Below are 24768 nucleotides of genomic sequence, written 5' to 3'. Positions count from 1 at the left end.
GTGTCACCGGTGTCCGAGGACATCGTCTTCTGGGTGTTGGCGGTCCTTGCCGTGGCTGCCGGTGTCATGGTGTTCCGGTTCGACTCGATGGCCCGTGCCACCTATGCGTTGCTGTTGTCGCTGCTCTGCGTCGGCGGCGAGGTCCTGCTGTTGGGGCTCGACTACCTCGGTGTCGTCATCGTGCTGATGATGACCCTGGAGATGGCCATCATGGCCGTCTTCATGGTGATGTACATGATGAACCCGGCCGGTCTGATGCCGATGTCGATGCTGCACAACAAGAAGGGCGCGGCCGTCATCTGCGTGTCGGTGTTCGCCGCACTCGCCAGCGGGGTTCTCCTGGCCCGGTGGCCGGCCCGACGGGGTGGACCGCCCACCGACCCCACGATGTCGCTCGGCATGTCACTCATGGGGCCGCAGATGCTCACGATGGTGACCTTGGGCATGGCCCTCTTCGCCACCATCGTGTCGACCGTCGTCCTGGCCACCCGGCGCGGCCGCTACGACCGGTTCGGCGACGATCTGCGTACCCGTCCCGCCGATGACCCGGTCCCGGGAGGTGGCGGCCGGTGAGTCTGGACCTGCTTCTGCTGCTCGCCGCGGCCCTGTTCAGCATCGGGTTGTTCGGGGCGCTGACCCAGCAGTCGATCGTGATGCTGATGATGGGCCTGGAGCTGATGCTGGGAGGAATCATCGTCGGCGCGTCCGCGATCTGGCACTACATCACCCCCGACACGGCGGACGGGCAGGTCCTGGTCGTTCTGGCGGTGACGGTGATGGCGGTGGAAATGGCCGTCGGCTTCGCGGTGGTCACCGCACTGTTTCGGACACGCGAGGTCGATATGACCGACATGGCGGCGGAGCTCAGGGAGTGAGCGCGCTGTTGTGGGCCCTGATCGCCCTGCCGCTGACCGTCGGGACACTGCTGACAGCGGCCGGACGGCACGCCGACCGGGCCGCCCCGGCGGTGGGGGTGGCCTGCGCCGCCGTGACCCTCGGTCTCGCGATCGCCGTCGCCCTGCGGCACCCGACCGCCCAGGCGCCGCTGCTGGAGGACCTGCCCGTACGCCTGGCGGTGGATGGCCTGTCCGGCCTGATGGCGGTGACCGTGGCGGCGATCACCGCGGCCGTCCTCCTCTTCAGCGTCGGCGACATCGGCCGCGGGGAATCCCGAGCCCGATTCTTCGGTCTGATGCTCCTGTTCAGCGGCTCGATGCTCACCACCGTCACCGCCGCCTCCCTCCCCGTCCTGCTGATGGCATGGGAGGTGATGGGAGCGACCTCCTGGGCCCTCATCGGCTTCTGGTGGCGGGACCCGGCACGCGGACACGCGGCCAATACCGCCTTCCTCACCACCCGCGCGGCCGATCTCGGTCTCTATCTGGCCGCCGGCGCGGCTCTGGCCAGCGGCCAGGCCAACACCCTCGCCCTGAACGAACTCGCCCACACCGCCGATCCCTGGCTCTCGGCCATCACCGCCGGGGTGATCGTGGCGGCACTGGGGAAGTCCGCCCAACTGCCCTTCAGCTTCTGGCTCTCCAGCGCCATGCAGGGCCCCAGCCCGGTCTCGGCACTGCTGCACTCCGCCACCATGGTGGTGGCCGGGGCGTATCTGCTGCTCCGCCTGGAGCCGCTGCTCAGTGCCTCGGGCTGGGGCGGTCCGGTCGTCGCGTGGACGGGCGCCGTCACGGCGGTACTGCTCGGTCTGGTCGCTGTCGCCCAAACCGACCTCAAGCAACTCCTCGCGGCGTCCAGTTGCGCCCAGATCGGCTTCATGGTGCTGGCAGCCGGGACGGGCGCCGTGACCGGCGGGACCGTGCAACTCATGGCCCACGCGGCAGCCAAGAGCCTGGCCTTCCTCGTAGCCGGCGCCTGGCTCACCGCCCTCGGCGCGAAAACACTGCGGGCCCTGCGCGGAGCGGCCCGTGGCTACCGGACGGCCGGCATCGCCTTCACCGTATCCGCGCTCACCCTCGCCGGGATTCCGCCGCTGTCGCTCTGGGCGGCCAAGGACCTCCTGCTGGCCGGCGCGCTCAAGGAGAGCGTCTGGCTGTACGCGGTGGGGCTGGCGGCCGGGGTGATCTCCGCGGTGTACGCGGTCAAGGCGCTCTGGTTCGTATGGCGTCCGACACCCGTGTCCGGCAGCCGCCTGCCGCACTCGGAACCACCACCGCTTCTCCTCCTCGCCGTCGCCTGCGTCGGCCTCACAGCCCTTGCCCTGCCTCCGGCGCGGGAAGCCGTCGCCCGAGTCCTTCGAACCACGGCGGAACCGGCCCCCCTCGCCTGGGAGTTCGTCCTTTCCGGCGGGCTCGCCCTGCTCGCGTCCGCCGTGGTGTGGACCCGTGGCGCGCCCGCCATCGGAGCACCGTGGCGAGACTGGCTCCGTCTGGAGGCCGCGGCGCGACTCCTCCTCGTACGCCCGACGATCCGGGCCGCACACGCGCTGGCCGTCTTCGACGACCGGGTCCTGGACCGGACCATCGACGCCGCCGCGCACAGCGCCCTCTCACTCGCCCGCTGGACCGACCGCCGGGTCGAAGCGGGCGTGGACGCGGCCGTCGAAGGCGTCGCGTCCACCACCCGCGCACTGGGCCGATGGGCCCGCAGACCACAGAGCGGACAGCTCCACCAGTACCTCGCCCAGGCCGTCGCCGCGTTCACCGTCCTCGCCATCGCACTCGTCTTCGTGAGGTAACCGCATTGCTCACGGCTCTGATCCTGCTCCCCACCGCTGTCGCGGCACTGCTGATGTGTGTGCCGCGGACAGCTCCGCGCCGCTTGTTCCTCACCCTGTGGGTGGCGACGGCCGCAGTCGAACTCGCGCTCACGGCGACCGTGTGGGCGGGCTACCGCCCCGGCGGCGGAATGCAGTACGAGACACAGGTCAACTGGATCCCCAGCGCCGGGGTGAGCTACCACATCGGTGTGGACGGACTGTCCTTGCCACTGATGGCCATGACCTGCGTGCTGTTCCTCGCCTGCGCCGTCTACGCACTGCGGGAGACCCGGCGGGTACGGGAGTTCGCCGCGCTCTTCCTCTTCCTCCAAACGACCTGCCTCGGTCTGTTCGCCGCCCTCGACCTGATCCTCTTCTTCGTCTTCTTCGACCTGTCCATCGTGGCGATGTACTTCATCATCGCCGGCTGGGGGCACGCCGCGGCGCCCCGGGCCGCCCTGAAGTTCTTCCTCTTCACCTTCCTCGGCTCCCTCGCCCTGCTGCTCGGCTTCATCGGCCTCTACCTCGCCGCCGATCCACACACCTTCGACATCATCGAACTCACCGAGGCCAACCCCCTCGCCACCCGCTCGCTGTACGGGGCACTGGTCCTGCTCGCCATCGGCGTGGGCCTGGCGGTGAAGACCCCCACCGTCCCCTTCCACACCTGGCTACCGCCCGCGCACACCGAGGCCCCGGCCATCGGGTCGGTCGTCCTCGCCGGCGTACTGCTCAAGATGGGCACCTACGGGTTCCTACGGATCGCGATGCCCGTGCTGCCCGGCGCCTGGCGGGAGTACGCCCTGGTCTTCGTCGTCGTCGGTGTGGTCTCCGTGCTGTACGGGGCACTGGTCGCCATGGCCCAGACCGACTTCAAACGGATGATCGCCTACACCTCGGTCAACCACATGGGCTACATCCTGCTGGCGATCGGCGCGGCGGCCGCCGTGGACGCCGGCGAGCAGGCGCGCCAACTCGCCGTGACCGGTGCCGTGTTCCAGATGGTCAGCCACGGTCTGCTCACCGGTGCGCTCTTCCTGCTCTCCGGCGTGCTCTACGAACGCGGGCGCACCTACGAGATGGCCGCGTACTCGGGAGTGGCCGATCGAGCCCCGCTCTTCGCGGCACTGACCGGATTGGCGGCCTTCGGTTCACTGGGGCTGCCCGGCCTCTCCGGCTTCATCGCCGAGTTCCAGATCTTCGCCGGCAGTCTCGGCCCCCGGCCCGTGGCCACCGGACTGGCCATCCTGGGCATCCTGATCACCGCCACACTCTTCCTGCGCGCCATGCAACAGATCTTCCTCGGCCCGACCCGGCTCCCCGCCCTGGCCCCCGGCGCGGCCAGACCGTTCCCCGACCTCCGGGCGCACGAGAGCGCCGCCGTCATTCCGCTCATCGCCCTGGGCATTGTGCTGGGCCTCCTGCCCCGCTTCGTCCTCGACGTCATCGAACCCGCCTCCCGCACCGTGCTGGAGCTGCTCGCGCGATGAAAGGAATGAACGAGAACCCCCTCGACCTCCTCCCCGAGGTGATGCTGGCGGCGTCAGCGGTCATCGGCCTGCTCCTCGGAGCCTGGCTGCCCCGACACCGGCAGTGGATGACCGGTGCCCTCGCCGCCGCAGCCTGCATCGCGGGCATCGCGGCAGCCGCCGTCGCCGCAGCCGGTCCTGACACCACCGCGTTCGGGGACTCCTTCGCCATCGACCCCGTCACCGGAGCCAGCAGGATCATCATCCTCGCCGGCACCCTGCTCGTCCTCGCCCTGGCGGCCGGTCCACTCAACGCGCACCCCCGCGAGACCGAGTTCTACGTGCTGCTGCAACTCGCGGCCCTCGGCGCCCTGATGCTCGCCGGAGCCCAGGACCTGCTGCTGCTCGCCGCCGGCTATCTACTGGCCAGCGTTCCCGCGTACACCCTCGCCGGATTCCGCAAGGACGCCGCGGGAACGGAGGCAGCGCTCAAGTACTACGTCGTAGGCGCACTGCTCGGAGTGGTGATGCTCGCCGGGGTCGCCGTCCTGCTCGGCGCCGGGCGGGCCAGCATGTATCCGATGCTGCGAACCGAACTACCCATGGCTTCCACCGGGCTGGTGATGACCGGGACGGCCGCACTGGTGGCCGGAGTCCTCTTCAAGATCGGGGGAGTGCCGGCACACTTCTGGGTTCCGGACGCGGTGCAGGGCAGCTCGGCACCCGTGGCGGCGTTCCTGACCACCCTGCCCAAGATCGGCGCCCTCGCCGCCCTCTACCGGCTCGCCGCGGTGCCCCTCTCGGACACTTTGATCCCCTGGCCCGAACTGGTGGCCGTGATCTCCGCGGCCTCCATGACCCTGGGCAATCTGGCGGCCTTCTTCCAACAGGACGTCAAACGCCTGCTCGCGTACTCGACCATCAGCCAGGTCGGCTACCTCCTGATGCCCATCGTCGTCGTCGGCGCCACCGGCCTCGACCAGCAGGCACTGCTCTTCTACCTGGCTGCCTACACCATCACCAATCTCGGAGCGTTCGCCGTCGTCTGCGCGCTGCCCGACGCGCACACCATCGAGGACTACCGAGGAGTCGCCCGACAACGGCCCCTCCTCATCGCCTCCCTGGTCGTCTGCCTGCTCGGCCTGGTCGGTACCCCACCCACCGCCGTGTTCCTCGGCAAGCTCCAGGTGTTCAGCGCGGCGCTCGACGGCGGGTACGCCTGGCTGGTGATCCTCGCCGCCGTCAACACGGTCGCCTCACTCTTCTACTACCTGCGCTGGATCGCTCCGACGTTCTCGCCCCGGACTCCGGGGCCCGCAGCCGCTGGCCCCAAGACGGCCGCGGGCGTCGCCTGCATGGCGGCTACCGCGTCCATCGCCCTCGGCGTACTGGCCAACCCCGTCCTGGAAGTCCTCGCGACGCCCATCATGCCCTGACCTGACCTGACCTGACCTGACCTGACCTGACCTGACCTGACCTGACCCGACCCGACCCGACCCGACCCGACCCGACTCAGCGGGGACAGTCGCACCGGTTCCCGCCCAGCGTCTGGCACCCCTTGGACCCGTGGAGCCGCGCCAGGGCGGCCATCGCGTCGGCGCCGAGGCCGGGCTGTGCTTTCAGGCCGCAGCCGGTCGTGGTCGCTGGCGAATGCTCTGTGCACCGCGGCTCACATGATCCAAGACCTGGATACCCCCAGGTCCCCGACAAGGCCGAACGGAAGCCGAGGGGACAGGCAACCGGGCGCGCGTTCCGGCCACTGCGGGTACGGCCGGAACGCTGCCTTCCGGACTTTGGGGCGGTTCTGCATGCTGGCCGCAGGATGATATTCGAACAGAAAATCGGAAGGGGTCGCGATGAGGAGCTTACGGAGAACCGCAGCGATGGGAGCCATCTCCCTCACTCTGTGTGCCACGGGCCTGGTGCTCGCCCCCTCGGCGACAGCCGATCAGAGCGACTGCCCCGACGAACACCTCTGCGTCTGGGCCAACGGAACCTACTCCGGCCCTCCCACCTGGCAGTCCACCACGGAGGTCTACGACCTGTACTCGCCATCGGGCCTGTCCATCGTCAACAACACGTCCGGCGACCTCCGCTTCAAAGTCATCTATCGCTACCTGCCTCGTGAAACCTGGATGATCGGCTGTCTGTACACCCCGCCAGGCACCAACGCGCACGCCTGGGCCACCAGCGCTCCGCTCACCCTGTCCTGGACCCAGATCGGCGTCCTGTGTTGACCGGCGCCATCTGGCCCACCGGCCGGCCATCGCGAACCGCGGAGCCGGCATGACGGCCTACGTCTGATCTCCACCCCTCGGTAGCCCAGCCGCCGGCGACCTGCCCGGTGTCGGCGACGCCCCACGCGTGGGCGGGGCGGTAGGCGGTTTCGCCGGGTCGGGCGGCGGGCGGCGGGCGGCGGGCAACCGGATAGAGCGCTCAGGCCTCCTGCGCTGTTGCCCTATGTCCGCTCGGACGGTCGGCGAGGCCACTGCCGCCCTCGGCACGCCCTCCACGGTCTGGTGCTCGGCGTCGGCCGTTCCCCGTCGCGGTGGCTTACGGCCGACGGTTTATGCCCTGCCGGGGGTGTTCGGCGCATTCCCCTCGTGCGGTTGACGGGGTGTTTGAAAAGTGGAATTTCATTGCAGAAATGAGAGTTACTTCATTTTGCCGTGCTCGTTTCAGTTTCATTGACCCCTGCACTCTTTCGGTCCTAGCCTCCACTTACCGCGGTCACCGTGGATCGGCTTTATTCAGCCGTGCGGTTCCCCGCGTCCCCTTCCAGGATGACGGATTCGGATTGAGGAGTGACGTTGAAAGTCGGCTTATTCCCCGCACGGTCGAGAAGGGGCAGAGTCGCCGCTTCATGGGCGTTGGCGCTTGCGCTGTGTTTGCCGGCCGGCCTGGCAACCACCGCACAGGCGGCCACGCCCGACCGGGAAGCACGGGAGGCCTTGGCGGCGGACCCGGACATGCCCACCTCGCCCGGTGACCTCAAGGCTGTGACGATCACCGACACCACTATCAGGATCAGTTGGTCCCCTTCAACCGCGCCCGGTGGCATCGCCTCCTACGCCGTGTATGTCAATGGACACGGATACAGTCGGAACACCACGACGGAGACAAGTTTCACCGCCACCCAGCTCAATGTGGCCACGGAATACGACTTCAGCGTGGTCGCCACGGGCAACAACGGACGAGAAGGCTATTCGAGCGTCCACTTCAAAGCCCGTACGACGGGAACGATTCCCGCGCCGCCCGCGAACCCCGTCAAAATGGGCATCTTTCCCGAGGACGACCAAGGCCCGCGGAGATTTGAGGTCAAGAATCTGGTGACCAGCGCAAGCGCCGCCAGGCTCACCCATCTCACCTACGCGTCCGGCAAGATCCAGAATGGCAAGTGCACCTTCGGCGACCCCTACCGGGCGCTCCAGCGCATGGTTCCCGCCGAACTGAGCGTGGATGGCCAGCGAGACACCTCGGGTCAGGCGGTCAGCGGCAACATCAACCAGTTGCGGAAGTTGAAGGAACTGCATCCGCAACTCAAGATCCTCTGGTCCTTCGGCGGCAGTGAGTACTCCGCCGGCTTCCCCCAAGCGCTCAAGGACCCGGCCGCGTTCGCCGCCTCCTGTGCCCACATGATCAACAACCGGCAGTGGGCAGGTGTCTTCGACGGCATCGACCTGCACTGGGAACTCCCCGGGAAATGCCCCGTGACCGCCGCCTGCGACACCGGCGGGCACACCGCCCTGAAGACACTGGCACAAGCCTCCCGCACCGCACTGGGCGACAACAAGCTGCTCACCGCGACGATCCACGGCACCCCCGGCCGGGTCTTCGAAGGCGCCGACTACGCCGGAGCCGCTCCCTACCTCGACTGGATCAATGTCAAGTCCTACGACTACTACACCCCCACATCGGGCTCCCAGGGCAGGGGAACGGCCTTTCTGCACTCCACCCTGTATGGCTACTGGGACGATGCCAGGGGCGGCCACCACACCTACCGGGATCTGACGGCACGGGGGGTGCACCCCCACAAGATCGTCTTCGGTGTTCCCTCCCACGCCCGGGGATGGGAAGGCGTCCCCCGCCCTGAGCCCGACTACGGCTACTACGGACCCGCGTACGGCTCCTTGGGCCGGGGCATGGAGGCCTATCGCACCATCAAGACCAGGTGCCCCGGGCCCCAGGTGGTCAGCGGTGCCGCCTACTCCCACTGCGGGATCGAATGGTGGTCCTACGACACCCCGGTCTCGGTGGCCGAGAAGATGGCCTACACCAAGCAGTGGGGCCTCGGGGGAGCCTTCCTCTCCGACCTCCGCAGTGACACCGACGACGGTGAACTCCTGACCGCGATCGACACCGGACTGCGGTAGCGCGACGAGCGCCGCGAGGCCATGTGTCCCGGGGAGCGATCTCCCCGGGGCGCTGGCCACCGACACGGAGGCCAAGCGCCACCGCTGACGCGGTGGCGAAGCAACCGATAGCGCGATCGACACCTGCGGAGGAAGCGCGCCCTGGCCAGACAGCGGCCACAGCGCGCCCGATCTCCCTCCGGAGCAGGTGGAAGTCGGTGAGATCGTTCACCCCGGGATTGCTGGTTCCTCAACTACGCCCACGGTCCTGGGAGTCGGGCGGTCAGAAGAAGTGGCGGACGAAGACGTCCGACTTGCCGTTGGTGTCGCCGGGCACGATGTCGTCGGCCGTGGACTGGAAGACCACGTCGCGCCCCCCGGCGCTGACCGCGTCGGTCCGGGCCGAGGCGGGCTGGTTCGAGACGATCTCCTCGGTGCCCGTCTGTAGGTCGCGCAGCGTGAGGGACGGTCCGTTGGTGTGGTGTGGGGCGTACAGCAGATAGCGGCCGGTGGGATCGATGGCCACGCCCCGCACGTTCGGCACCAGTTGGGCTGTTCCCAGGCGCACGTCGTGGACGTGGGTGTCGGAGCCCGAGAGGTAGACGACCTTGCTGCCGTCGTCGCTGAGCTGGACGAATGTCGCCCCCGTGGTCGGGCCCTCGACCGGCCCTGAGGCGGTGCCGCTGGTGCGGTCCCACACGAAGACGTCCTCCGTCTGGCCGTCCTGGTAGGCGACAGAGCGTCCGTCGCCGCTGATGGACGGCCGGGACGAGTGGGTGTGATGGAGGTTGGCGACGGTCTGCACGGTGCCGTTCCAGCCCTGCACCTCGATGCGCTGGCCGGACGATGGTTGCCTGAAGAGAATGACCAGGGCGATGGAGCGGCCGTCCGCGCTCAGTGAGGGCTGGTTGCAGCTGTGGGCCGAGCAGTTGGCGGACGCGGTGGCTCCCGTGCTCACCTGATACTGGCGAATCCGATCGCCGTTCATCCACTGCACCGGATAGGCGACATATGCTCCGTCCCCGGTGATCACCGGGGACTGGAGTGGGGAGTAGGAGCCGATCCGCTTGGTCTGCCCTGTCCGCTGGTCGCGGACGTACACCCGGTCGCCTCCTGTCGTGCCGTCGGGTGTGAGGTTCCTCGCCGACGAGGAGAAGACGATATGCCGGCCATCGGGTGTGATCGAGGCGCCGACGGAGTTGTCGTCGGCCCCGGTGCCGTCAGCCGCGACACTGATCCTCTCGACACCGGCTCCGCGGTTGCCCGCAACTGCCGTTGGCTCGGCCGAGGCCGCTCCGGGCAGCACCACCGTGACCGCGCAGATCGCGACCGCCACGCTCAGAACGGCCCGTCGTCTGGTGGAGCCCCGGTTCGAGTTCTCTCCCTCATTCTCCCCCCCATGTAGGACACGGTCTCTCCTCCGGTTCCCCACCGGAGGACCACGAGCATGCAACCGCGATGGCGCTGTGGGGTCAATGCGTCATCTGACCGAGAGACGCGGTTTCAGCCACGTGGAAACGGCCCACTTCGCAGACCACGCGGCGTTCCTGGCAATGAGCCGACGCGGGAAGGCTGGGGCGGTGCGAGTGGGCGGGAAGCGCAAGAGCCGCCCGGCTTTCTGGGGCGGCTCTTGCCTGAGGTCCGGATCCCGGGGGTGAGGTCCGCCCCTCCTCAGGGGGCTACCAGGGGCGATTCCAGGGGGCCCTACGAACCATCGGCCCCGGCGGCGGCGATGGCCCTACCGCGGGGTGACAGGCTTTGAGCTCCGGTGGCGGAGACTGCTTCGGCTCCGATGCGAACCGCGTACCGCACCGCCGCGACAATGCCTTCGCCTTCCGACAGCCGCCAGGCGAGAGCCGCGGTGAAGGCGTCGCCCGCGCCGGTGGTGTCCACCACCGGCACCCGCACCCCTGGCACCCGGGTGATCGTTCCGTCGCCTTCGGCGACCAGGGCTCCCTCCGCGCCGAGGGTGATGACGACGGAACGGGGTCCGCGGGTGAGCAGTGCCTCGGCCGCCGCCTCGGGCGTGGCGTCCGAGCCCGACAGGTACCGCGCCTCGTGCTGGTTGAGGACGAGCGGGTCGCAGCGGGTGAGGACCTCGGTGGGCAGGTCGGCGGGCGGGGACGGGTTGAGCACCACACGGGTGCCGGGGCCGGCGGCCCGCACCGCCGCGGTGACCGTGGCGAGCGGGATCTCCAGTTGGAGGGAGAGCACCCGCGCGGCGAAGAGTCGTTCCCGGTGCTCAGCGATGTCCCGCGGGGACAGTCGGGCGTTCGCGCCGGGGGAGACGACGATGCTGTTGTCACCCTCCGGGCCCACGACGATCATCGCGGTTCCGGTGGGCCGGTCCCGGTGCGGAAGCTCGGGGAAGTCCACGTCGGCATCCCGCAGTGCACGGGTGATCAGCTCTCCGTGCGGGTCGTCCCCGATCTGTGCGAGCAGGGTCACCCGACCGCCCAGCCGAGCCGCGGCGACCGCTTGGTTGGCCCCCTTGCCACCGGGGTGGACGGCGAGGTCGCCACCCCGCACGGTCTCCCCCGGGAGAGGCCTGCGCTCGACCCGGACCACCAGGTCCACATTGGCGGAGCCCACGACCACCAGCGGAACGTCGGGCACCGGCGAGGTGGTGGGCATCAGCGGACGCCCTCGGAGGCGCGGACGATACGGGTGACGATCTCGTCGGCGATGGTCTCCAGGTCCGCGTCGACGACGAGGGACACGGTTCCGTCCGAGTCCGGGTGGAAGCGGGTGCTTCCGTCGTCAGCGACGGTGACGGTGCCTCGTTCGGTGGTGTAGAGGTCGGGGCGCAGCATCGACAGGACCGTGATCGGGTCGTGCGGGACGCTCCACCCCTCCCCGGTGAAGCCGGTCCACGCGTCGATCTCGCGGGCGAGCGCGGTGCCGTAGGGGCCGGATGCGCGGATCGTCTCGATCCCCTCGGGACCGATGCGCATCCGCGTGGTGATCTCCAGGCCGGTCACGACGGTACGGAGACCGGACGTGAAGACGGCACGGGCGGCGGTGACGTCGCTGACGATGTTGTGCTCTGGCGCGCCGTCGGAACGGAACCGGCCACCCATCAGATACAGCGAACGCACATCGGTCACGAAGTCCGCGTCGTGTGCGATGGCCCGGGCGACGTTGGCGAGCGGTCCGATGGCGACGAGGTCGATCGCGCCGGGGCGGGCTCGCACGGACTCGGTGAGGAAGCGGGGGGCGCTGGTGTCATCGCGCACCCGCTCGGTGTTGAGGTCGTCGAAGGCGTTGCCCTCGTGTCCGGCCCACCACACCTCGCGCCCGGACAGCGTCTCGGCGGTGCCCGGGACCACGGTGAGGTCGTGCCCGGCGAGCGAGGCGAGGCGGTGGGCGAGGCGGGCGCGCAGCAGGGTGTCGCCGTATACCGTCGTCACCCCACTCAGGGATACCTCGGGCGATCCCAGGAGTACGCCGAGGGCGAGGGCGTCGTCGACATCGCTGCCGATGTCGGTGTCGAGCAGGACGTCATACGGTCGGGGGGCGCTCATGGGATACCTCTTGGAGAGTGCGGGAGTGCGGGAGTGCGGGAGTGCGGGAGTGCGGGAGTGCGGGAGTGCGGGTGGAAGGGCGGTGCGGCCGGTGGGCGCTGATGGCTACTTGAGGCCGCTGCCCGCGATGGACTGGGTGAAGTAGCGCTGTAGTCGCAGCAGGACCACCAGGGGGATCACGGTGAGGACGACGGCAGCGGCGAAGACCTGTCCGTAGTCGACCACCATCTGTCCCTGGAGGGTCCCGAGGGCGATGGGGCCGAGTTGCTTGGCAGGCTCGGTGCCGATCAGCAGCGGCCACATGTACGACTGCCACTGAAACGTGAACAGGGTCAGGCCGGCGGCGATCAGGGCCGGTCGGGACAGCGGCAGGTAGATCCGTCGGAAGATGCCCCACCAGCCGAGACCGTCGAGCCGGGCGGCTTCGACGAGCTCGCGGGGTACGGCGAGGAAGAACTGGCGCAGCAGGAAGATGGCCAGCCCGTTGCCGATGCCCGGGAGGATCAGTCCCGCGTAGGTGTTCTGCAGGTCCCAGGCGCGGAAGGTGGAGGCGAGCGGGATGGCTATGGCGTCGAACGGGATCATGAAGCTCAGCAGGATCACGGCGAACACGGCCCCGCGGCCACGGAAGTCGAACACGGCGAGGCCGAAGGCGGCGGTGGCCGACAGCAGCAGACCGACGCAGACGGTCACCGCGGCAACGACCACGGAGTTGAGGACCGCTCGTCCGAAGTCCCCCTGGAACAGGGTGAGGTAGTTGTCGAGCGTCGCGTCGGTGGGGACGACGCTGCGCCAGGACAGCGTTTCGAGTCCGGCGAGTACCTGGTCGCCGGGGCGCAGCGAACCGGCCAGCACCCAGAGCAGGGGCAGGGTGAAGAGCAGGCCGATCACTACGGCGGCGATCAGGGGCGCGTGTCGCGCGGGGGAGATCCGGCGCCGTGGGCTCCGGTGCGTTTCGATGGCCATGGCTACTCCTCGCCCTTGCCCTGCATCAGCCGGTACTGCACGGCGACGACGGCGAGCGTGACGGCGACCAGCACCACCACCTCCGCCTGGGCGTAGTGGATGTCGCCCACGCTGTAGGCGCGGCGGAATACGTCGTGCATCATCAGGTTGGTCGATCCGTCGGGGCCGCCGCCGGTGAGGAGTTGCACGGGTGCGAACACCAGGAAGTTGGAGACGGTGGCGGCGACGAGGACGAACGAGAGCGGGCGACGCAGCAACGGCAGGGTGATGTGCACAAAGCGCTGCCAGGCGTTCGCGCCGTCCATTCCGGCCGCGTCGTACACCTCCTGCGGGATGTCCTGGAGCCCGGCGATCAGGAAGGTCATCCAGTATCCGACGCCGACCCACGACATCAGCACGATCAGGGCGTAGAGCGCTTGCTCGGGACTGGTGAGGAAGGGCTGGGCGGGGATGCCGAGTGCGCCGAGGAAGGCGTTCAGCGGGCCTTCCGGCCGGTAGAGGATGCCCCAGATGACGGCGGACACGGCAGGTGGCACCGCGATCGGCGCGAAGACGAGCGAGCGCCAGAAGCGGGCGCCGGCGAATCGCCGGTTGAACAGCACCGCGAGGCCCAGTGCGAGCAGCACTTGGAGCGGGTTGATGACCAGGCTGAAGAGCAGGGTCACTCGGGTGCTCTGCCAGAACTGCGGATCGGCCCAGAGGTCTGCGTAGTTCGCGAGGCCGACGAAGCGCGTGACGCCGTCGGTCAGGCTGTGGTGCCGCAGGCTGCTGATCAGTGCCATCAGCGCGGGCAGCAGGCGCAGCAGCACGAGCGCGAGCAGTGCGGGGGCCAGGAAGTACAGCGCGAGCCGGCCCTGTGAGGGACCTACCGGACGCCTACGGGTGGGAGGCTCGGTCTTCATCTCAATCGCTCCCAGGTGCGAACCAGTTCCGCCGACGCCTTGGCCAGTCGGGCCTCGGCAGGCGAGCCGTTGCGTATGTCGGAGAACGCCGAGCCCATGACGGTCTCGAACTGTGTGTAGCCAATGCTCCTCGGCCGGCTGACGGCCGTTTCGGCCAGTTCATGGCGCATGATCGCGGCAACTCCCTGGGTGCTTCGGGTGGCGTTGCGGTCCAGGTCGGCCGCGTATCGGTCGAAGGCCCCGCGGTGGGATGGGATCAGGGGCGAGGCGGCGATGGTGGCGAGGCTGCCCTCCGTGGTGAGGGAGGCGTACTCCATGAAGCGCAGGGCCGCGTCCGCCCGGTTGGAGTAGGGGTTGATGCCCCAGGACCAGGAGTCGGTCGGGGTGACGGCCCGCCCCTGGGCGAACTTGGGCTGCGGCGCGGTTCCCCAGGAGAAGGCCTTCAGGGACGCGAAGGCTCCGAGGTTCCAGGGGCCTCCGACGAAGAAGGGCGCCCGGCCGGCGGTGAACAGCGAGGCCATCTCGAATGAGGAGACCCCGCGGGGGGAGAGCCCGTCGGCGAACAGCTTTCCGTACCAGGTCATGGCCGCGATCCAGCCGTGGGTGGTGACGGCGGGGGTGAGCATGTCGTCGCCGGTGATGCCGGATCCACCGCCCAGTGACTCGGCCAGCGGCTGGATGCCGTAGTAGGCGTCGGTCTGCTCGATGAGCAGCGCGTAGTCGGCGCCGGAGCGCTCCATGGTGCGGCGCCCGATCTGGAGGATGTGCTCCCAGGACCACCGGTCGGCGGGATCGGCGCCGGGCGCCGTGACGCCCGCCTTCTTGAGCAGGTCCGCGTTGTAGAAGAGGTACTGGGTGGAGGTCCACACCGGGAGGCAGCGCAGCACATTCTCCCAGGTGCTGATCCCGTACTGCTCCTGGCTCACCGCGGCTCGCGTGCGGCGGTCCACCGCGCGGAGGTCGGTGAGGAATCCGCGGGCGGTGAGAGCGGGGACGCGCGGCTGATCGACGCAGTACACGTCGATCGCGGTGTCGTTCGCGGACAGGCGCAGTTGCAGCACGTCGTTCAGCTGGGCGGGTGGGACCGGGGTGTACTCCACGCGGAGGTCGGGATGCGCCCGCTCGAAGCCCCGGATGACGGGCCGGAAGGTGTCAGCGGTCTCGGGGCCGAGGAAGCGCACCGCTGTTCTTCCGCCGGCCGGCCGGTCGTCGGCGCAGCCGGCGAGGGCCGCACCGGAAGCGGCGGCGAGGGCCGTGCCCAGGAGGCGTCTGCGGCTGAGGAGGCCGGTCATGGCGTCCGCTTCGGATCAAGGACCATCGTATGTCCAAATCGTTTTGCATTGCATGAGAAGACCGGATGGGTGAGATCCGGTTACGTTTGGACGGCACACTACAAAACGTTTTGCGTTCTGGGTAGTGTGACCATCGGAACAGTGGGGCGCCTCGGCGCGCGGAGAACGGGAGGGCGCTGTGCACGGTGGATGCCGCGCGAAGATCGGGGACGTGGCGGCCGAAGCCGGGGTCAGCGTCACGACCGTGTCGCACGTGATCAGCGGCCGCCGCCCGGTGTCAGCGGCCACCCGGGCACGGGTGGAGGAGGTGATACACCGACTCGGCTACCAGGCGGACCCCTCAGCCCGGGGACTACGCACCCAGCGCACCCGCACCCTGGGCCTGGTCGTGCCCGACCTCGCGAACCCCTTCAACGCGGAACTCGCCGTCGGAATGCAGGAGATCACGTTGGCCCACGACTACCTCACCGTGGTCTGCGAGGCGCCCTTGGGCGGACCGTACCTGCCCGCCGTCCTGCGGCAACTGGTCGCCCGTCGCATGGACGGCATCGTGCTCGGCCGCTACGGCGCCACCCGCCGGGACCTCGACCTGATCACCGGCTCCGGAACCCGACTGGTGCGCCTCGGCGGCCCCCTGGAGGCGGGTCCCGGCGACGTGGTGCGCGCGGCCGAGGTCGAGGGGATGCGGGATCTGGTACGGCATCTGGTCAAGGAGCGCGGCTACCGCCGCATCGGTTTCATCGGCGGCGAAGAGGGCGTCGAGCCCGGGGGCGAACGCTTCCAGGGGTATCGGGACGCACTGGCGGAGGCGGGGTTGGACATCCCCGACGACCTAGTGGTCTGGACCAGCTTCACCCGTGACGGCGGACGTATCGGCGCGGCGCGGCTCCTGGCCGCGACCGAACCGCCAGACGCTCTGGTCTGCGCCAACGACCTGATCGCCATCGGGGCCCTGGACACCTTGCGGGAGCGGGGTGTGGACGTGCCCGGGCAAGTGGCGATCACTGGCTACGACAACATCGAAGCGGCATCCCTGGTCTCCCCCGCGCTGACGACCGTGCTCAACCCGGCCCGTGAGATCGGCCGCTCCGCAGCGCGGATCCTGATGCAGCGACTGGACGACGACGACCACGGACCGGCACGTGAGGTGGTGTTGGCACACCGCGTTGTGACCCGGGAATCAGCCTGACCGCCCTCCGCCCACGCCACGGCCGGTCAGGAAGAACTCAGACGTGGAGGGTGGGCCGGTAGACGAGCTCCTGGATGCGGCCGTCGAGCGTCCGGTGCTCGATCAGCTCAAGGTCGAAGTCGGCCGCGCCCGGGAAGATCGGCGCGGAGCCGGTCTGACCGGTGATGACCGGGAAGATCGTCACTTGGACGCGGTCGACCAGGTTGGCGGCCATCAGCGCCCGGTTCATCGACAGGCTGCCGTGTGAGCGCAACGGCACCGCGGACTCCCTCTTGAGCCGGGCGACGACATCGATGGCGTCGCCCCGCACGACGTGTGCGTCCCCCGGCCAGTCGAGGGGCTCTTCGAGCGTCGATGAGACCACCGTCGTCGGCAGACTCCGCATCCGTGCGACCCACGGGTCAGCCACGTCGGAGCCCTGGGCACCCGGGCCCAGCAGTTGCAGGAATTCCCGGTAGGTGTTGGCCCCGAAGACCATCCGCTGCTCCGCACCGTACTGGGCGAGGCGGTGGTCGAGGAGCTCGGGGCCCTGCTTACCCCAGTAGCCGCCCCAGTCCCCACCGCTGTAGGAGCCGAAGCCGTCCAGGCTGGAGAAGACGTCGAAAGTGTAGGTAACCGTCATCGTGCTCTCCTTGAACACAGTTTGATCACATCAAAAGTACAGACCCGAATCCATGGCGGAACTCATCGCCACACACGAGCTCGCCGGATGAATCGCGTAGGTCCGAGACGGACCGGGGACGGCGCGCCGGATCTCCACATCGACGCGGGCGGCCACCCATGCCGTGACCGGGACGCATCGTCGGTACGTCGGCGGGCGGTGTGGCCACTGCGGGGATGGTGAGTGCGGTGAGGTCGCGGAAGGCTCCCGCGTGGGTGTGGCCTCGGTGACTCCGTCGGTAATGAAGAGAAGGACGTCGTTGGTCGAGAGGGGGAAGGTGTCGGGCCGTGCCTAGCCCAGTCGGCTACTCCGGCTCGCGCGGTCTGGGCGCCAGATCAAGACTTCATCCAGACACGCACAAGGGAGAAGCCATGACGCAGAAGAGCCCGCAAGAGGCATCCTCGCCCGTACAGGGAAAAATCCCTCCCGTATACAACGGTAAACTGATCACCGATGAAGACGATCAGCAGGAGATTGTGCAGCGTGATTTCTCTGCACCGGCGCAACTTCTCATTCAGCTCGGCCTCTGGTTCCCTCTGGACTCTTCCGTCTGGGACGACTTCCACTTCGAGTTGACATCGAAGACCAGGAAGATCAAACGCATGCGCTTCGTTGACACAGGCGACCAAACACCCATCGCTACGCTTACGGATTTCACCGTTGCCGCGACCAAGGGAACGGACCCGCAGACGGGTAAGCCGCTGCTCTGGCTGGGCATGGACTACCGCCTGACCTCGCATGGCTATCGCATCTTCGACGGCTACGACGGCGGACCGATGGCGGTCCAACTGAATTTCAGGAGTTCAGCCGGCGGGATTGTCTACCAGCACAGACTGAGTCCCGGGGTAAAACTAGCGTGCGGACACAACAATTTCCACGTCACCAATCTGCACGCGGAGAGATACTGGGTGGACTGGTTCGACCCTTGGCAAAAACTAGACCGGGATGGCTGGGGAACCGTCGAACAATGCTGAACCGGCCTACCACGCCATGGGTATGTCCTCTCTTCCGTTTCAGCTTGCCGCGACCGGACCGAGCATTCCCCGACACCATTCCCCGACACCATGGGTCTCACCCAGGGACGGACGGAGCGGCCCGGGCCGGATACCGTGCCTCGCGCGAGTGGTCCTGGGCAAGTGGCGGCGTAGGCGGTGCTGGCCGCGGTGAGCACGCGCGCCTGTTCCAGGAGTTCGCGGGCCTGTAGACGGTTTGCGTCCCGGCGGGTGAGAGCGAGGAGCTCAAGGCTCTGGGCCCGCCATCAGAGCACGCGCAGGGTGGTCAACCCGGCGATGAGGTCGCGACCGGCGCGCGCACCGCCGGCCGATCTAGGCGAGTGGCTGGGGCTGGGCCGTCTCTGATGAAGAACGGGCCCGCCGGGATGGCCTTCGGCGCGGGAGAGCCCTTGTCCACGGTACCTGTGGCCCTCAATTCGCGAGATGCTGATGCCCGTCTCGACTCGCTACCGCAGTGTGGAACGTATTCCAAACCTGAACAATAGCTGTGTGATGCTTAATTCAACAAAATTTCGGCGGTATCCTGGCTATATGAGTGATGGCCAGTCTGATATTGCGAAGCGGGGCATGCACCTCAGTATGCGTGTCTCGAACAGGTCGATTGAGCATAATCTGTCGCATGACCGTTACCGCAGGTGGTCTCGCGTGATCAGTGTAGTAGGCGCTCTGTTGGCAGCGACGGCAGGCGCATCGCTGCTGGCCGGCTTGACTGGTGGGTGGGCAACGGCTGTTGCGGGCATGGGATTTCTTAGTGCTTTGCTCGCCACCATTGAACCGCTACTCGGATACTCGAAGCAGGCTGAAGCCCACCGGAGGGCTGGAAGCTCCTTTGGAGCGTTGGGAACTTCCTACTACAACCTGCAATATCTGAGCGATCGTGAGCAGCAACTGAAGGCTCTGGAGGAACTGACACTCCGACAGAAGGAGTTGGAGAACGAATCGGTCGGTGTGGAGCAGTGGGCGGTAAAGGAGCGCGAGAAGGAAGAGAGGCGCAAGAGGCAGTTGGAGGATTCGCGACAGCGTGAGCATAAAGGGGCTTTGGCGTAGACCCTCCAGTTGTTCCCCCCGGTGGCTGCCTGGGTCGACGGTGGGACCGCGGCAAGGAGTGGGCGGCTGCCAGACCGTGGAGAGGGAAGTCCGTACACGCTGTCGTATGCGAGTTTCGACCTCGTCCACCGAGGCGATTCCTCCGTGTTCCTCCACGTCCATCTGAGGCGGCGGCAGTTTGTTGATGGCGTTGGACGAGGCTGAGGCTCTCCTCCAACTAACCGATCGGGTCGACGGTATCCCGAAGCGGCCGATCAACCCTCACAACAAGGACTGTCATGATCACATCACTCGCATGATGGAACGTCATGAGACCTCGCATCCCTCCCTGATGGTGAGGACACCACTCCTCATCCCCGGGAGCATGCCTCGGACAGCGCGAGTGTGTGCGCCCTTCGCAGCAATACGGCCACCAGCGCCCGAATGTGCCATGCCAACTCCTCTCCTGGGTCAGGCGGCTGGGGTGGTGTTGGTGGCGTCGAGTGCCGTGCGCAGTGCGCGGGCCAGGGTCGCGCCGTCATCGATTGCCCAGAAGTGGGCGAAGAGCAACCTGGGTTCTTCGGTGAGGCCGTGGTTGTGGATCTCAACGATGCTGATGCCGCTGCGGCGCAGGGCTGCCAGCACGTTCTGCACCTCGCCGGCGGTCATGGCGAAGTCACCGTGGACCGCGGCCCGGCGGGCGCCGATCGGCTGGAAGCTGATGAGCGTGGTCATGCCCGTGGCCGGGGGCAGGACGCGTCCGTGGTGACCGTCTCCCGGCGGTTGAAGGTGAACCGGAGGATTCCGCTGTCGTTGACGCCTCTCGCGTTCAGCGCCTCTTCGATGGCGGCCATGTCCAGGTCCACCTCCGGTCGCGAGGCGGCCGGTGCTGTGGAGGGCGTGGTCGTGACCGCCAGAGCGGCCTTCACGCCGTGGGCCAGGGCCAGGGGGTCCCCGGCATGTCCATGGAAGTGGATCCACCACATGGCCGGCTCGTGGGCGAGCAGGTGCTTGTGAACCGCGGTCAGTTCCAGGCCGCCCGTATGGAGCGCGTCGGCGGCGTGCTGCAGCTCGGACTCGGTCACCGCCAGGCTGCCCATCAGTAGTGTCCGGCCGTCGCCGTAGCGGGTGAACGCCGCGTAGGAGCCCAGGAACAGCCTGACACCGTAGGTGGTCACCGGCAGGTCCTGCCGGGCGAAGCGCACCCGGTAGACCGAGCCGTCCACCATCGTCCCCGTCCGGCCCAGGACATCGGCCACCCTGCTCCAGTCCGCCTCCGCCGTCGGCACCGGCAGCATCCCGCGCTGCCGTGCCGCCTGTGCCGCGGCCACCCCCGGACCTGCGCCGGCCAGCACCGGAGCCACCGCCGCCGCGGCCAGCAGCCGCCGACGCGACGGGTTCCCCCGGACATCCATCGCACCCCGCGCCGGAATCCCGCTCACCACATCAGCTCCTCCACTGCCAGACGGCCGGTCAGGACATTGAAACCGAGCGGGGCCACCGAACTGCTGAAGCGCCACGCCGGATCGGGCGACCGGATCATCTTCGGCAAGCTCCTGCAAGTCCTTTGTTTCGGCTGTTCCTACGAGGCGATCGCGGACTCCGCTTGCTCGGCCACCACCATCCGCAACCGCCGCGACGAGTGGATACAGCTCGGACTGTTCGCCCGGCTGAAGCAGATCGCGCTCGACGCCTACGACCGCATCGTCGGTCTCGTTCTCGACCAGATCTCTGTGGACGGGGCTATCACCAAGGCCCCGGCGGTGGTGAAGTGGCCGGACGCTCACCGGTCGACCGAGGCAAGCAAGGCATGAAGCGTTCGGGCATGACCGACGGCTACGGCATCCCCATCGGCCGAGTCCTGGCCCGCGCCAACTGCCACGACTCGCCGCCGCTGGCTCCAACTCTGGATCTTTTGAACGAACTTGGGACACTACTCGACCGGGTCACCGTGCACCTCGACGCCGGCTATGACTCGGCCACTTCACGTGCGCTGCTCGACGAACGAGGGGTTGCGTGGCCGGATCGCCCGCAAGAGGACCAAGGCGCCAGCCCAGGCCACCCAGCGGTGGCACGTCGAGCGCACGCACGCCTGGCAGAACGCCTTCCACCGGCTCACCCGCTGCTACGAACGCCGGACCACCGTCGTCAACGCCTTCTTCGACCTTGCCGACACGATCATCACCGTCCGTAGCCTGATCCGCCGGGCATGGCCCACCCACCGCTGGGACAACCGGCCGAACCGCCGTCCGTGAGGACACGCCTGCCTCCGCGAGCTCTTACGTACGCTCAGGCTTCCGTGCCTCGATGAGGGTCCTGGAGGAATGGGCGACGAAGGGGCCCTCGGACTCGATCTTCTCGTGCAGCTCGCGCAGGCGGCTGCGATACTGCTCGACGGTGAAACCGGGCACCGTCCAGATCACCTTTCGGAGGAAGTAGATCACGGCGCCGACGTCGAAGAACTCCACCCTCAGCCGCTCCGTGCGCACGTCGACGATTTCCAGGCCGGCGGCCTTCGCCGCGGCGGTCTCGTCGTCAGGGTGCCGCTTCCGGCGCGCCTCGGGCTGCGGCCCCAGGATGTACTCCACCAGCTCCCACACGCTGGCAGGCCCGACGTGTTGGGCGAAGTATGTCCCACCCGGTCGCAGCACTCGCGCGATCTGGGACCACCACACCGTCGCGGGATGCCGACTGGTCACCAGGCCGAATGCCTCATCGGCGAACGGCAGCGGCGGCTCGTCCGGGTCGGCGACGACCACCGCCCCGCGCGGGTGCAGCAGCCTGGTCGCTTTGGCTACGTTCGGCGGCCAGGACTCAGTCGCGGCCATCGTGGGCGGCAGCTTCTCCGCTGCGGCCAGGACCTCACCGCCACCGGTCTGGATATCGAGCGCCGCCGACACCACCGCGAGCCGCCGACTCATCGCCTGCTGATAGCCCCACGACGGGCGTTCCTCGGTCGCCCGGCCATCCAGCCAGGAGAAATCCCAGCCTTCCACGGAAGCCGACTCAGCTTCGGCGACCAACTCTTCAAAGCTACGTGACATACCTACATCATTAAGCCCCATCCCACCCGAACGCACACAGTATTCCGCTGTGGCCCCAGCAAGACCGTTACGGGAACAACGTACGGCAGCGGGTGAACTGCTGCCCATGAGGCACGCCCATGTGCGCAAGCTCTAAGCCAAGCCCTAGGAAGGCCTCCTGTGTCAGCGGGCGGCGCACACATGGCGCACCGCGTCGATGCCGACCGGGATCTCGTAGTAGTCCTCAGGAAACCGCCGGTATGCCTCCGGTGGCGGGTCGACCAGCAGGTGGAACAGCCAACCCGAGCCTTCAGGGTCGGCACTGTTCCCTTCCAGCCGGTGAGGAGCAGCGGGTGTGGTCAGCTCAGTGTGTTGGCCCAGTGGCCCAGGACTGAAGGCAGCTCCGCGGCGTCCACCCACGCCCGGAACACTTGGTTTCCCTGGTGCTCTGGAGTGCCGGTGTACACGGTGACCATCGCACGGTCGTTCATGAGCGCATCAGCTCTGCACCCGTAGCTTTCCATCGACACGGAGACGTACCCCTGGCGGTACGTCAGCGGTCCGATCTCGTACATCTGATTGGTCTCGGGGCCTGCATTCACGTCCATGGAGAGAAGCCTATGTCCGCCCTGCGCTTGAGGGCGGGACTAGTGATCCGTTTAGTCACGGAGGCGGACAGGTGCGTCCGTCGCAGTCGTCAGGCGGGAACTCCGCTGGGGCGCCCACCCGCCCGAAACACCCGCCGGCCCTGTCTGGCGGCGGTTTGGCTTCCAACCTCCAGAGGAGCTGTTGGAACTGCCACTCGACGCCTGAAGAGATCCGCTTCCGACGCAGGCCCTAGCCGGCCTCATGGCGAAGGGAGCGGGCGCTTCGATGAGGAGGTTGAGGCCCTGGGGGTGGTCGGTTCGGCTGGCGGCGGCTGTGTTCGCGTCGTGTGCGGTGGTCGGCCCGGCGGACGGGAGCGGGTACGTTGTCGCGGGCTCAAGGAGGGAGAATTCGATGTCCATGCATGAGATCGAGGATCTGGTCGCGGACTCCGTCCGTGTGCTGGACGCCCACACCGCGTCGGACGATCCACGCGTTAGGGACTGGTTCGCGGTGCTGTACGACTTCCAGCGCGGGTACGACTGCTCGTTCACGCACTTCCGTGTGATGGACGTTCTGCTGCGTCGGGGGTACACGTACCGGTTTCCGGTCGACCGGCACCCCGACTACGCTGAGCGGCCCGAGTACTTCGACGCACTGGCCGAGTTCACCGGCCTGCGCACGTTCGACGAGGAGGCCCTTGACTTCGAGGGCTATGACTCCTGGCTCGAAGACGGCTACGTCGAACCGCCGTTCCTCTACTGCGACGCCGGCACCGACCTGTGGCGGCGCATGGTCGTCGCCGGCGAACTCCGCGGCCCCGACGCCGCCCCGCCGCGCCCCACCCGGCTGATCGAAGTAGCGTACGAGGTGGCTGCCGCCGCCGAGATGGAGCAGGACCGCGAACTCATCGGCATGTGGTACGCGTTCGGCTGTGAAACCCTCCTCGGCGGCCCCGCGGGCTGCCCCTTCGACGTCGCCGAACTCGCCGAGATGCCTGCCGTACGTGACCTGCGCGCTGTAGTCCGCCGTACCGACGCCCTACCCATCGCACAACGGTCGCCCTACGCGGTTCCCGTGGAGTTCGCCGATCACTACGACCTCGAAACCTGGTGGTGGGAGCTTTAGAAGCCTGTGCCCGTTCACCCCGGCGCTCGCATTGCTGCGTTCGCGCGAGAACGGTCTCAGCCTCCGGGCGGGAGACGGCGGATGCTGCGGCGTGCTCACCCGGTCCAGTTGTGCCGTACACCCGGTCCGTTGTGCCGCACATCGCCGCGCGACGACACCCGGCTTTGCGCGGTGCGCGATGCCCCCCGGTCACTTGACCGGTGACCCAGGGTGTTTCACCCGTTGGGGTGGCTGGTCACTTTGGGGGATGTCGGGACCGAGCGGAGGCGCGGTTCGAGCGGCTGGCCCTCCAGGACGTACACACGGGCGGGCCGCCCCCGGGGCCCTGGACACTCAGGACGCCCCCGACCGGCCCTGGGCGACTTCAAGCGTACCGGGCACTGCCCGGCGCGGCCTCCCGGCCCGGTGCCGGTGGGCCGCGCTCCCAACCGCCCTACCTCCGGCGAGCGCCGCCGAACGGCCTCAGTACTCACCGATGTGACGCCAGAGGGACCAGCCGGTGGCGTGCACATTCGGTCCAGTTGCGCCGTCTCGGGTGAGGACACGGAATCGGACGAAGCCATCCCGACGTGATATCGCCTGACGCAACATCAGGTCGTGTCGGCGGAAGCTGCGCACCCGATGATCCACCGCAGGGGCCACCGACTTCAACGCACCGGACCAGACCGCCTTCAGATGGTGGGCAGGAGTGTTTCTGGTCCGGGTGGGGGGTGTTAGGTGAGGGCGTGGGACCAGAATCGGGCCTTGTAGAACTTCGCGCCGGTGCGGACTGAGTCAGCCCGGCCGGAGAAGCCGACCGTGTCGTTCCACCAGGTCGCCGCGGACGGGGCGTCGACCCAGAACTCCGTTCCGTCGGGGAGCTTGCTGAAGGACTTGGTGAAGTACCAGTCGTACAGCCTGACCGGGGTGGCGAAGCTCCACG

General features: G+C 68.1%; 23 protein-coding genes and 1 pseudogene. 12 read left to right on the top strand and 12 right to left on the bottom strand.

Annotated elements, in window-relative coordinates; all coding sequences use genetic code 11:
• Window positions 1-9 precede the first annotated feature (9 nt).
• The 7 genes from NBG84_RS15885 to NBG84_RS15855 all read left to right on the top strand — a co-directional run bounded on the left by NBG84_RS15885 (window position 10) and on the right by NBG84_RS15855 (window position 8558).
• Window positions 10-573 (top strand): NADH-quinone oxidoreductase subunit J, encoded by a 564-nt coding sequence (locus NBG84_RS15885; protein WP_250920097.1) that lies wholly within the window; start codon window positions 10-12, stop codon window positions 571-573.
• Window positions 570-875 carry an NADH-quinone oxidoreductase subunit NuoK gene (gene nuoK, locus NBG84_RS15880; protein WP_250920096.1) on the top strand — a complete coding sequence of 102 codons (306 nt, stop codon included), beginning with the start codon at window positions 570-572 and terminating at the stop codon, window positions 873-875. The genes NBG84_RS15885 and nuoK overlap by 4 nt, the downstream gene beginning before the upstream one ends.
• Window positions 872-2695, top strand: coding sequence for an NADH-quinone oxidoreductase subunit 5 family protein (locus NBG84_RS15875; protein ID WP_250920095.1), 1824 nt, complete (start codon window positions 872-874; stop codon window positions 2693-2695). Before nuoK ends, NBG84_RS15875 begins: the two co-directional genes overlap by 4 nt.
• 5 nt (window positions 2696-2700) lie before the next feature.
• The gene (locus NBG84_RS15870) at window positions 2701-4206 is read left to right on the top strand and encodes a complex I subunit 4 family protein (protein WP_250920094.1); all 1506 of its coding nucleotides are present in this window, start codon (window positions 2701-2703) and stop codon (window positions 4204-4206) included.
• Window positions 4203-5621: an NADH-quinone oxidoreductase subunit N gene (locus tag NBG84_RS15865; RefSeq protein WP_250920093.1), complete on the top strand. Its 1419-nt coding sequence runs from the start codon at window positions 4203-4205 to the stop codon at window positions 5619-5621. Before NBG84_RS15870 ends, NBG84_RS15865 begins: the two co-directional genes overlap by 4 nt.
• 447 nt (window positions 5622-6068) lie before the next feature.
• Window positions 6069-6422 (top strand): peptidase inhibitor family I36 protein, encoded by a 354-nt coding sequence (locus NBG84_RS15860; RefSeq protein ID WP_250920092.1) that lies wholly within the window; start codon window positions 6069-6071, stop codon window positions 6420-6422.
• 732 nt (window positions 6423-7154) lie between these two features.
• Window positions 7155-8558 (top strand): glycosyl hydrolase family 18 protein, encoded by a 1404-nt coding sequence (locus NBG84_RS15855; protein ID WP_250920091.1) that lies wholly within the window; start codon window positions 7155-7157, stop codon window positions 8556-8558.
• A gap of 262 nt (window positions 8559-8820) precedes the next feature.
• On the opposite strand, the gene NBG84_RS15850 is transcribed toward NBG84_RS15855, so the two are convergent.
• The 6 genes from NBG84_RS15850 to NBG84_RS15825 all read right to left on the bottom strand — a co-directional run bounded on the left by NBG84_RS15850 (window position 8821) and on the right by NBG84_RS15825 (window position 15221).
• Window positions 8821-9873, bottom strand: coding sequence for a TolB-like translocation protein (locus NBG84_RS15850; RefSeq protein WP_250920090.1), 1053 nt, complete (start codon window positions 9871-9873; stop codon window positions 8821-8823).
• Window positions 9874-10241: 368 nt separating this feature from the next.
• Window positions 10242-11171, bottom strand: coding sequence for a ribokinase (locus NBG84_RS15845; RefSeq protein ID WP_250920089.1), 930 nt, complete (start codon window positions 11169-11171; stop codon window positions 10242-10244).
• Window positions 11171-12061, bottom strand: a complete 891-nt coding sequence (locus tag NBG84_RS15840; protein ID WP_250920088.1) for a nucleoside hydrolase — start codon at window positions 12059-12061, stop codon at window positions 11171-11173. The genes NBG84_RS15845 and NBG84_RS15840 overlap by 1 nt, the downstream gene beginning before the upstream one ends.
• A 105-nt stretch (window positions 12062-12166) precedes the next feature.
• On the bottom strand, window positions 12167-13027 hold the full coding sequence (locus NBG84_RS15835) for a carbohydrate ABC transporter permease (protein WP_250920087.1): 861 nt from the start codon (window positions 13025-13027) through the stop codon (window positions 12167-12169).
• A 2-nt stretch (window positions 13028-13029) separates the two neighbouring features.
• On the bottom strand, window positions 13030-13929 hold the full coding sequence (locus NBG84_RS15830; protein WP_250920086.1) for a carbohydrate ABC transporter permease: 900 nt from the start codon (window positions 13927-13929) through the stop codon (window positions 13030-13032).
• Entirely contained in the window at window positions 13926-15221 is a 1296-nt protein-coding gene (locus NBG84_RS15825; protein ID WP_250920085.1) for an extracellular solute-binding protein, read from the bottom strand. Before NBG84_RS15825 ends, NBG84_RS15830 begins: the two co-directional genes overlap by 4 nt.
• Window positions 15222-15399: 178 nt before the next feature.
• On the opposite strand from NBG84_RS15825, the gene NBG84_RS15820 reads away from it, so the two are divergent.
• The gene (locus tag NBG84_RS15820) at window positions 15400-16410 is read left to right on the top strand and encodes a LacI family DNA-binding transcriptional regulator (RefSeq protein ID WP_308312070.1); all 1011 of its coding nucleotides are present in this window, start codon (window positions 15400-15402) and stop codon (window positions 16408-16410) included.
• A gap of 37 nt (window positions 16411-16447) precedes the next feature.
• On the opposite strand, the gene NBG84_RS15815 is transcribed toward NBG84_RS15820, so the two are convergent.
• Entirely contained in the window at window positions 16448-17032 is a 585-nt protein-coding gene (locus NBG84_RS15815; protein WP_250920083.1) for a dihydrofolate reductase family protein, read from the bottom strand.
• A gap of 410 nt (window positions 17033-17442) precedes the next feature.
• Here NBG84_RS15815 and NBG84_RS15810 point away from each other — a divergent pair, with 410 nt between their 5' ends.
• On the top strand, window positions 17443-18045 hold the full coding sequence (locus NBG84_RS15810; RefSeq protein ID WP_250920082.1) for a hypothetical protein: 603 nt from the start codon (window positions 17443-17445) through the stop codon (window positions 18043-18045).
• Between the two features lie 570 nt (window positions 18046-18615).
• Entirely contained in the window at window positions 18616-19131 is a 516-nt protein-coding gene (locus NBG84_RS15805; RefSeq protein ID WP_250920081.1) for an SLATT domain-containing protein, read from the top strand.
• Between the two features lie 450 nt (window positions 19132-19581).
• Here NBG84_RS15805 and NBG84_RS15800 read toward each other — a convergent pair whose 3' ends face one another.
• Together NBG84_RS15800 and NBG84_RS15795 are read right to left on the bottom strand one after the other, a co-directional pair.
• The gene (locus NBG84_RS15800; protein WP_250920080.1) at window positions 19582-19845 is read right to left on the bottom strand and encodes a DUF1259 domain-containing protein; all 264 of its coding nucleotides are present in this window, start codon (window positions 19843-19845) and stop codon (window positions 19582-19584) included.
• Window positions 19842-20552, bottom strand: coding sequence for a DUF1259 domain-containing protein (locus NBG84_RS15795; protein WP_250920079.1), 711 nt, complete (start codon window positions 20550-20552; stop codon window positions 19842-19844). Before NBG84_RS15795 ends, NBG84_RS15800 begins: the two co-directional genes overlap by 4 nt.
• Before the next feature lie 90 nt (window positions 20553-20642).
• Between NBG84_RS15795 and NBG84_RS15790 the strand changes: the two are divergent.
• Window positions 20643-21365 (top strand): annotated as a pseudogene (locus tag NBG84_RS15790) (IS5 family transposase); the annotation flags it as partial.
• A 24-nt stretch (window positions 21366-21389) separates the two neighbouring features.
• Here the strand turns inward: NBG84_RS15790 and NBG84_RS15785 are convergent.
• Window positions 21390-22154 (bottom strand): class I SAM-dependent methyltransferase, encoded by a 765-nt coding sequence (locus NBG84_RS15785; RefSeq protein WP_250920078.1) that lies wholly within the window; start codon window positions 22152-22154, stop codon window positions 21390-21392.
• Between the two features lie 338 nt (window positions 22155-22492).
• Window positions 22493-22741, bottom strand: coding sequence for a hypothetical protein (locus NBG84_RS15780; protein ID WP_250920077.1), 249 nt, complete (start codon window positions 22739-22741; stop codon window positions 22493-22495).
• 391 nt (window positions 22742-23132) lie between these two features.
• Here NBG84_RS15780 and NBG84_RS15775 point away from each other — a divergent pair, with 391 nt between their 5' ends.
• A complete protein-coding gene (locus NBG84_RS15775) occupies window positions 23133-23846 on the top strand; it encodes a hypothetical protein (protein WP_250920076.1) in 714 nt (237 codons plus the stop codon).
• A 713-nt stretch (window positions 23847-24559) separates the two neighbouring features.
• On the opposite strand, the gene NBG84_RS15770 is transcribed toward NBG84_RS15775, so the two are convergent.
• Window positions 24560-24768: hypothetical protein (locus NBG84_RS15770; RefSeq protein WP_250920075.1), on the bottom strand; the 209-nt coding region annotated here is incomplete at its 5' end.

Origin of the sequence: Streptomyces albipurpureus (assembly GCF_023701525.1) — a bacterium.
In the GTDB taxonomy this organism is placed as follows: Bacteria; Actinomycetota; Actinomycetes; order Streptomycetales; family Streptomycetaceae; genus Streptomyces; species Streptomyces albipurpureus.
The sequence above is the reverse complement of the archived record's forward strand: the minus strand, read 5'-3'. Positions and strand labels throughout refer to the sequence as shown.

What these genes read in the sequence shown, in the direction of transcription:
- NBG84_RS15810 (WP_250920082.1), top strand. Translation starts at nt 17,443, where the DNA reads ATGACGCAGAAGAGCCCGCAAGAGGCATCCTCGCCCGTACAGGGAAAA.
- NBG84_RS15805 (WP_250920081.1), top strand. Translation starts at nt 18,616, where the DNA reads ATGAGTGATGGCCAGTCTGATATTGCGAAGCGGGGCATGCACCTCAGT.
- NBG84_RS15785 (WP_250920078.1), bottom strand. Translation starts at nt 22,154, where the DNA reads ATGTCACGTAGCTTTGAAGAGTTGGTCGCCGAAGCTGAGTCGGCTTCC.
- NBG84_RS15860 (WP_250920092.1), top strand. Translation starts at nt 6,069, where the DNA reads ATGGGAGCCATCTCCCTCACTCTGTGTGCCACGGGCCTGGTGCTCGCC.
- NBG84_RS15775 (WP_250920076.1), top strand. Translation starts at nt 23,133, where the DNA reads ATGTCCATGCATGAGATCGAGGATCTGGTCGCGGACTCCGTCCGTGTG.
- NBG84_RS15835 (WP_250920087.1), bottom strand. Translation starts at nt 13,027, where the DNA reads ATGGCCATCGAAACGCACCGGAGCCCACGGCGCCGGATCTCCCCCGCG.
- NBG84_RS15830 (WP_250920086.1), bottom strand. Translation starts at nt 13,929, where the DNA reads ATGAAGACCGAGCCTCCCACCCGTAGGCGTCCGGTAGGTCCCTCACAG.
- NBG84_RS15815 (WP_250920083.1), bottom strand. Translation starts at nt 17,032, where the DNA reads ATGACGGTTACCTACACTTTCGACGTCTTCTCCAGCCTGGACGGCTTC.
- NBG84_RS15825 (WP_250920085.1), bottom strand. Translation starts at nt 15,221, where the DNA reads ATGACCGGCCTCCTCAGCCGCAGACGCCTCCTGGGCACGGCCCTCGCC.
- NBG84_RS15855 (WP_250920091.1), top strand. Translation starts at nt 7,155, where the DNA reads ATGCCCACCTCGCCCGGTGACCTCAAGGCTGTGACGATCACCGACACC.
- NBG84_RS15865 (WP_250920093.1), top strand. Translation starts at nt 4,203, where the DNA reads ATGAAAGGAATGAACGAGAACCCCCTCGACCTCCTCCCCGAGGTGATG.
- NBG84_RS15845 (WP_250920089.1), bottom strand. Translation starts at nt 11,171, where the DNA reads ATGCCCACCACCTCGCCGGTGCCCGACGTTCCGCTGGTGGTCGTGGGC.
- NBG84_RS15840 (WP_250920088.1), bottom strand. Translation starts at nt 12,061, where the DNA reads ATGAGCGCCCCCCGACCGTATGACGTCCTGCTCGACACCGACATCGGC.
- NBG84_RS15800 (WP_250920080.1), bottom strand. Translation starts at nt 19,845, where the DNA reads ATGACCACGCTCATCAGCTTCCAGCCGATCGGCGCCCGCCGGGCCGCG.
- NBG84_RS15780 (WP_250920077.1), bottom strand. Translation starts at nt 22,741, where the DNA reads ATGGACGTGAATGCAGGCCCCGAGACCAATCAGATGTACGAGATCGGA.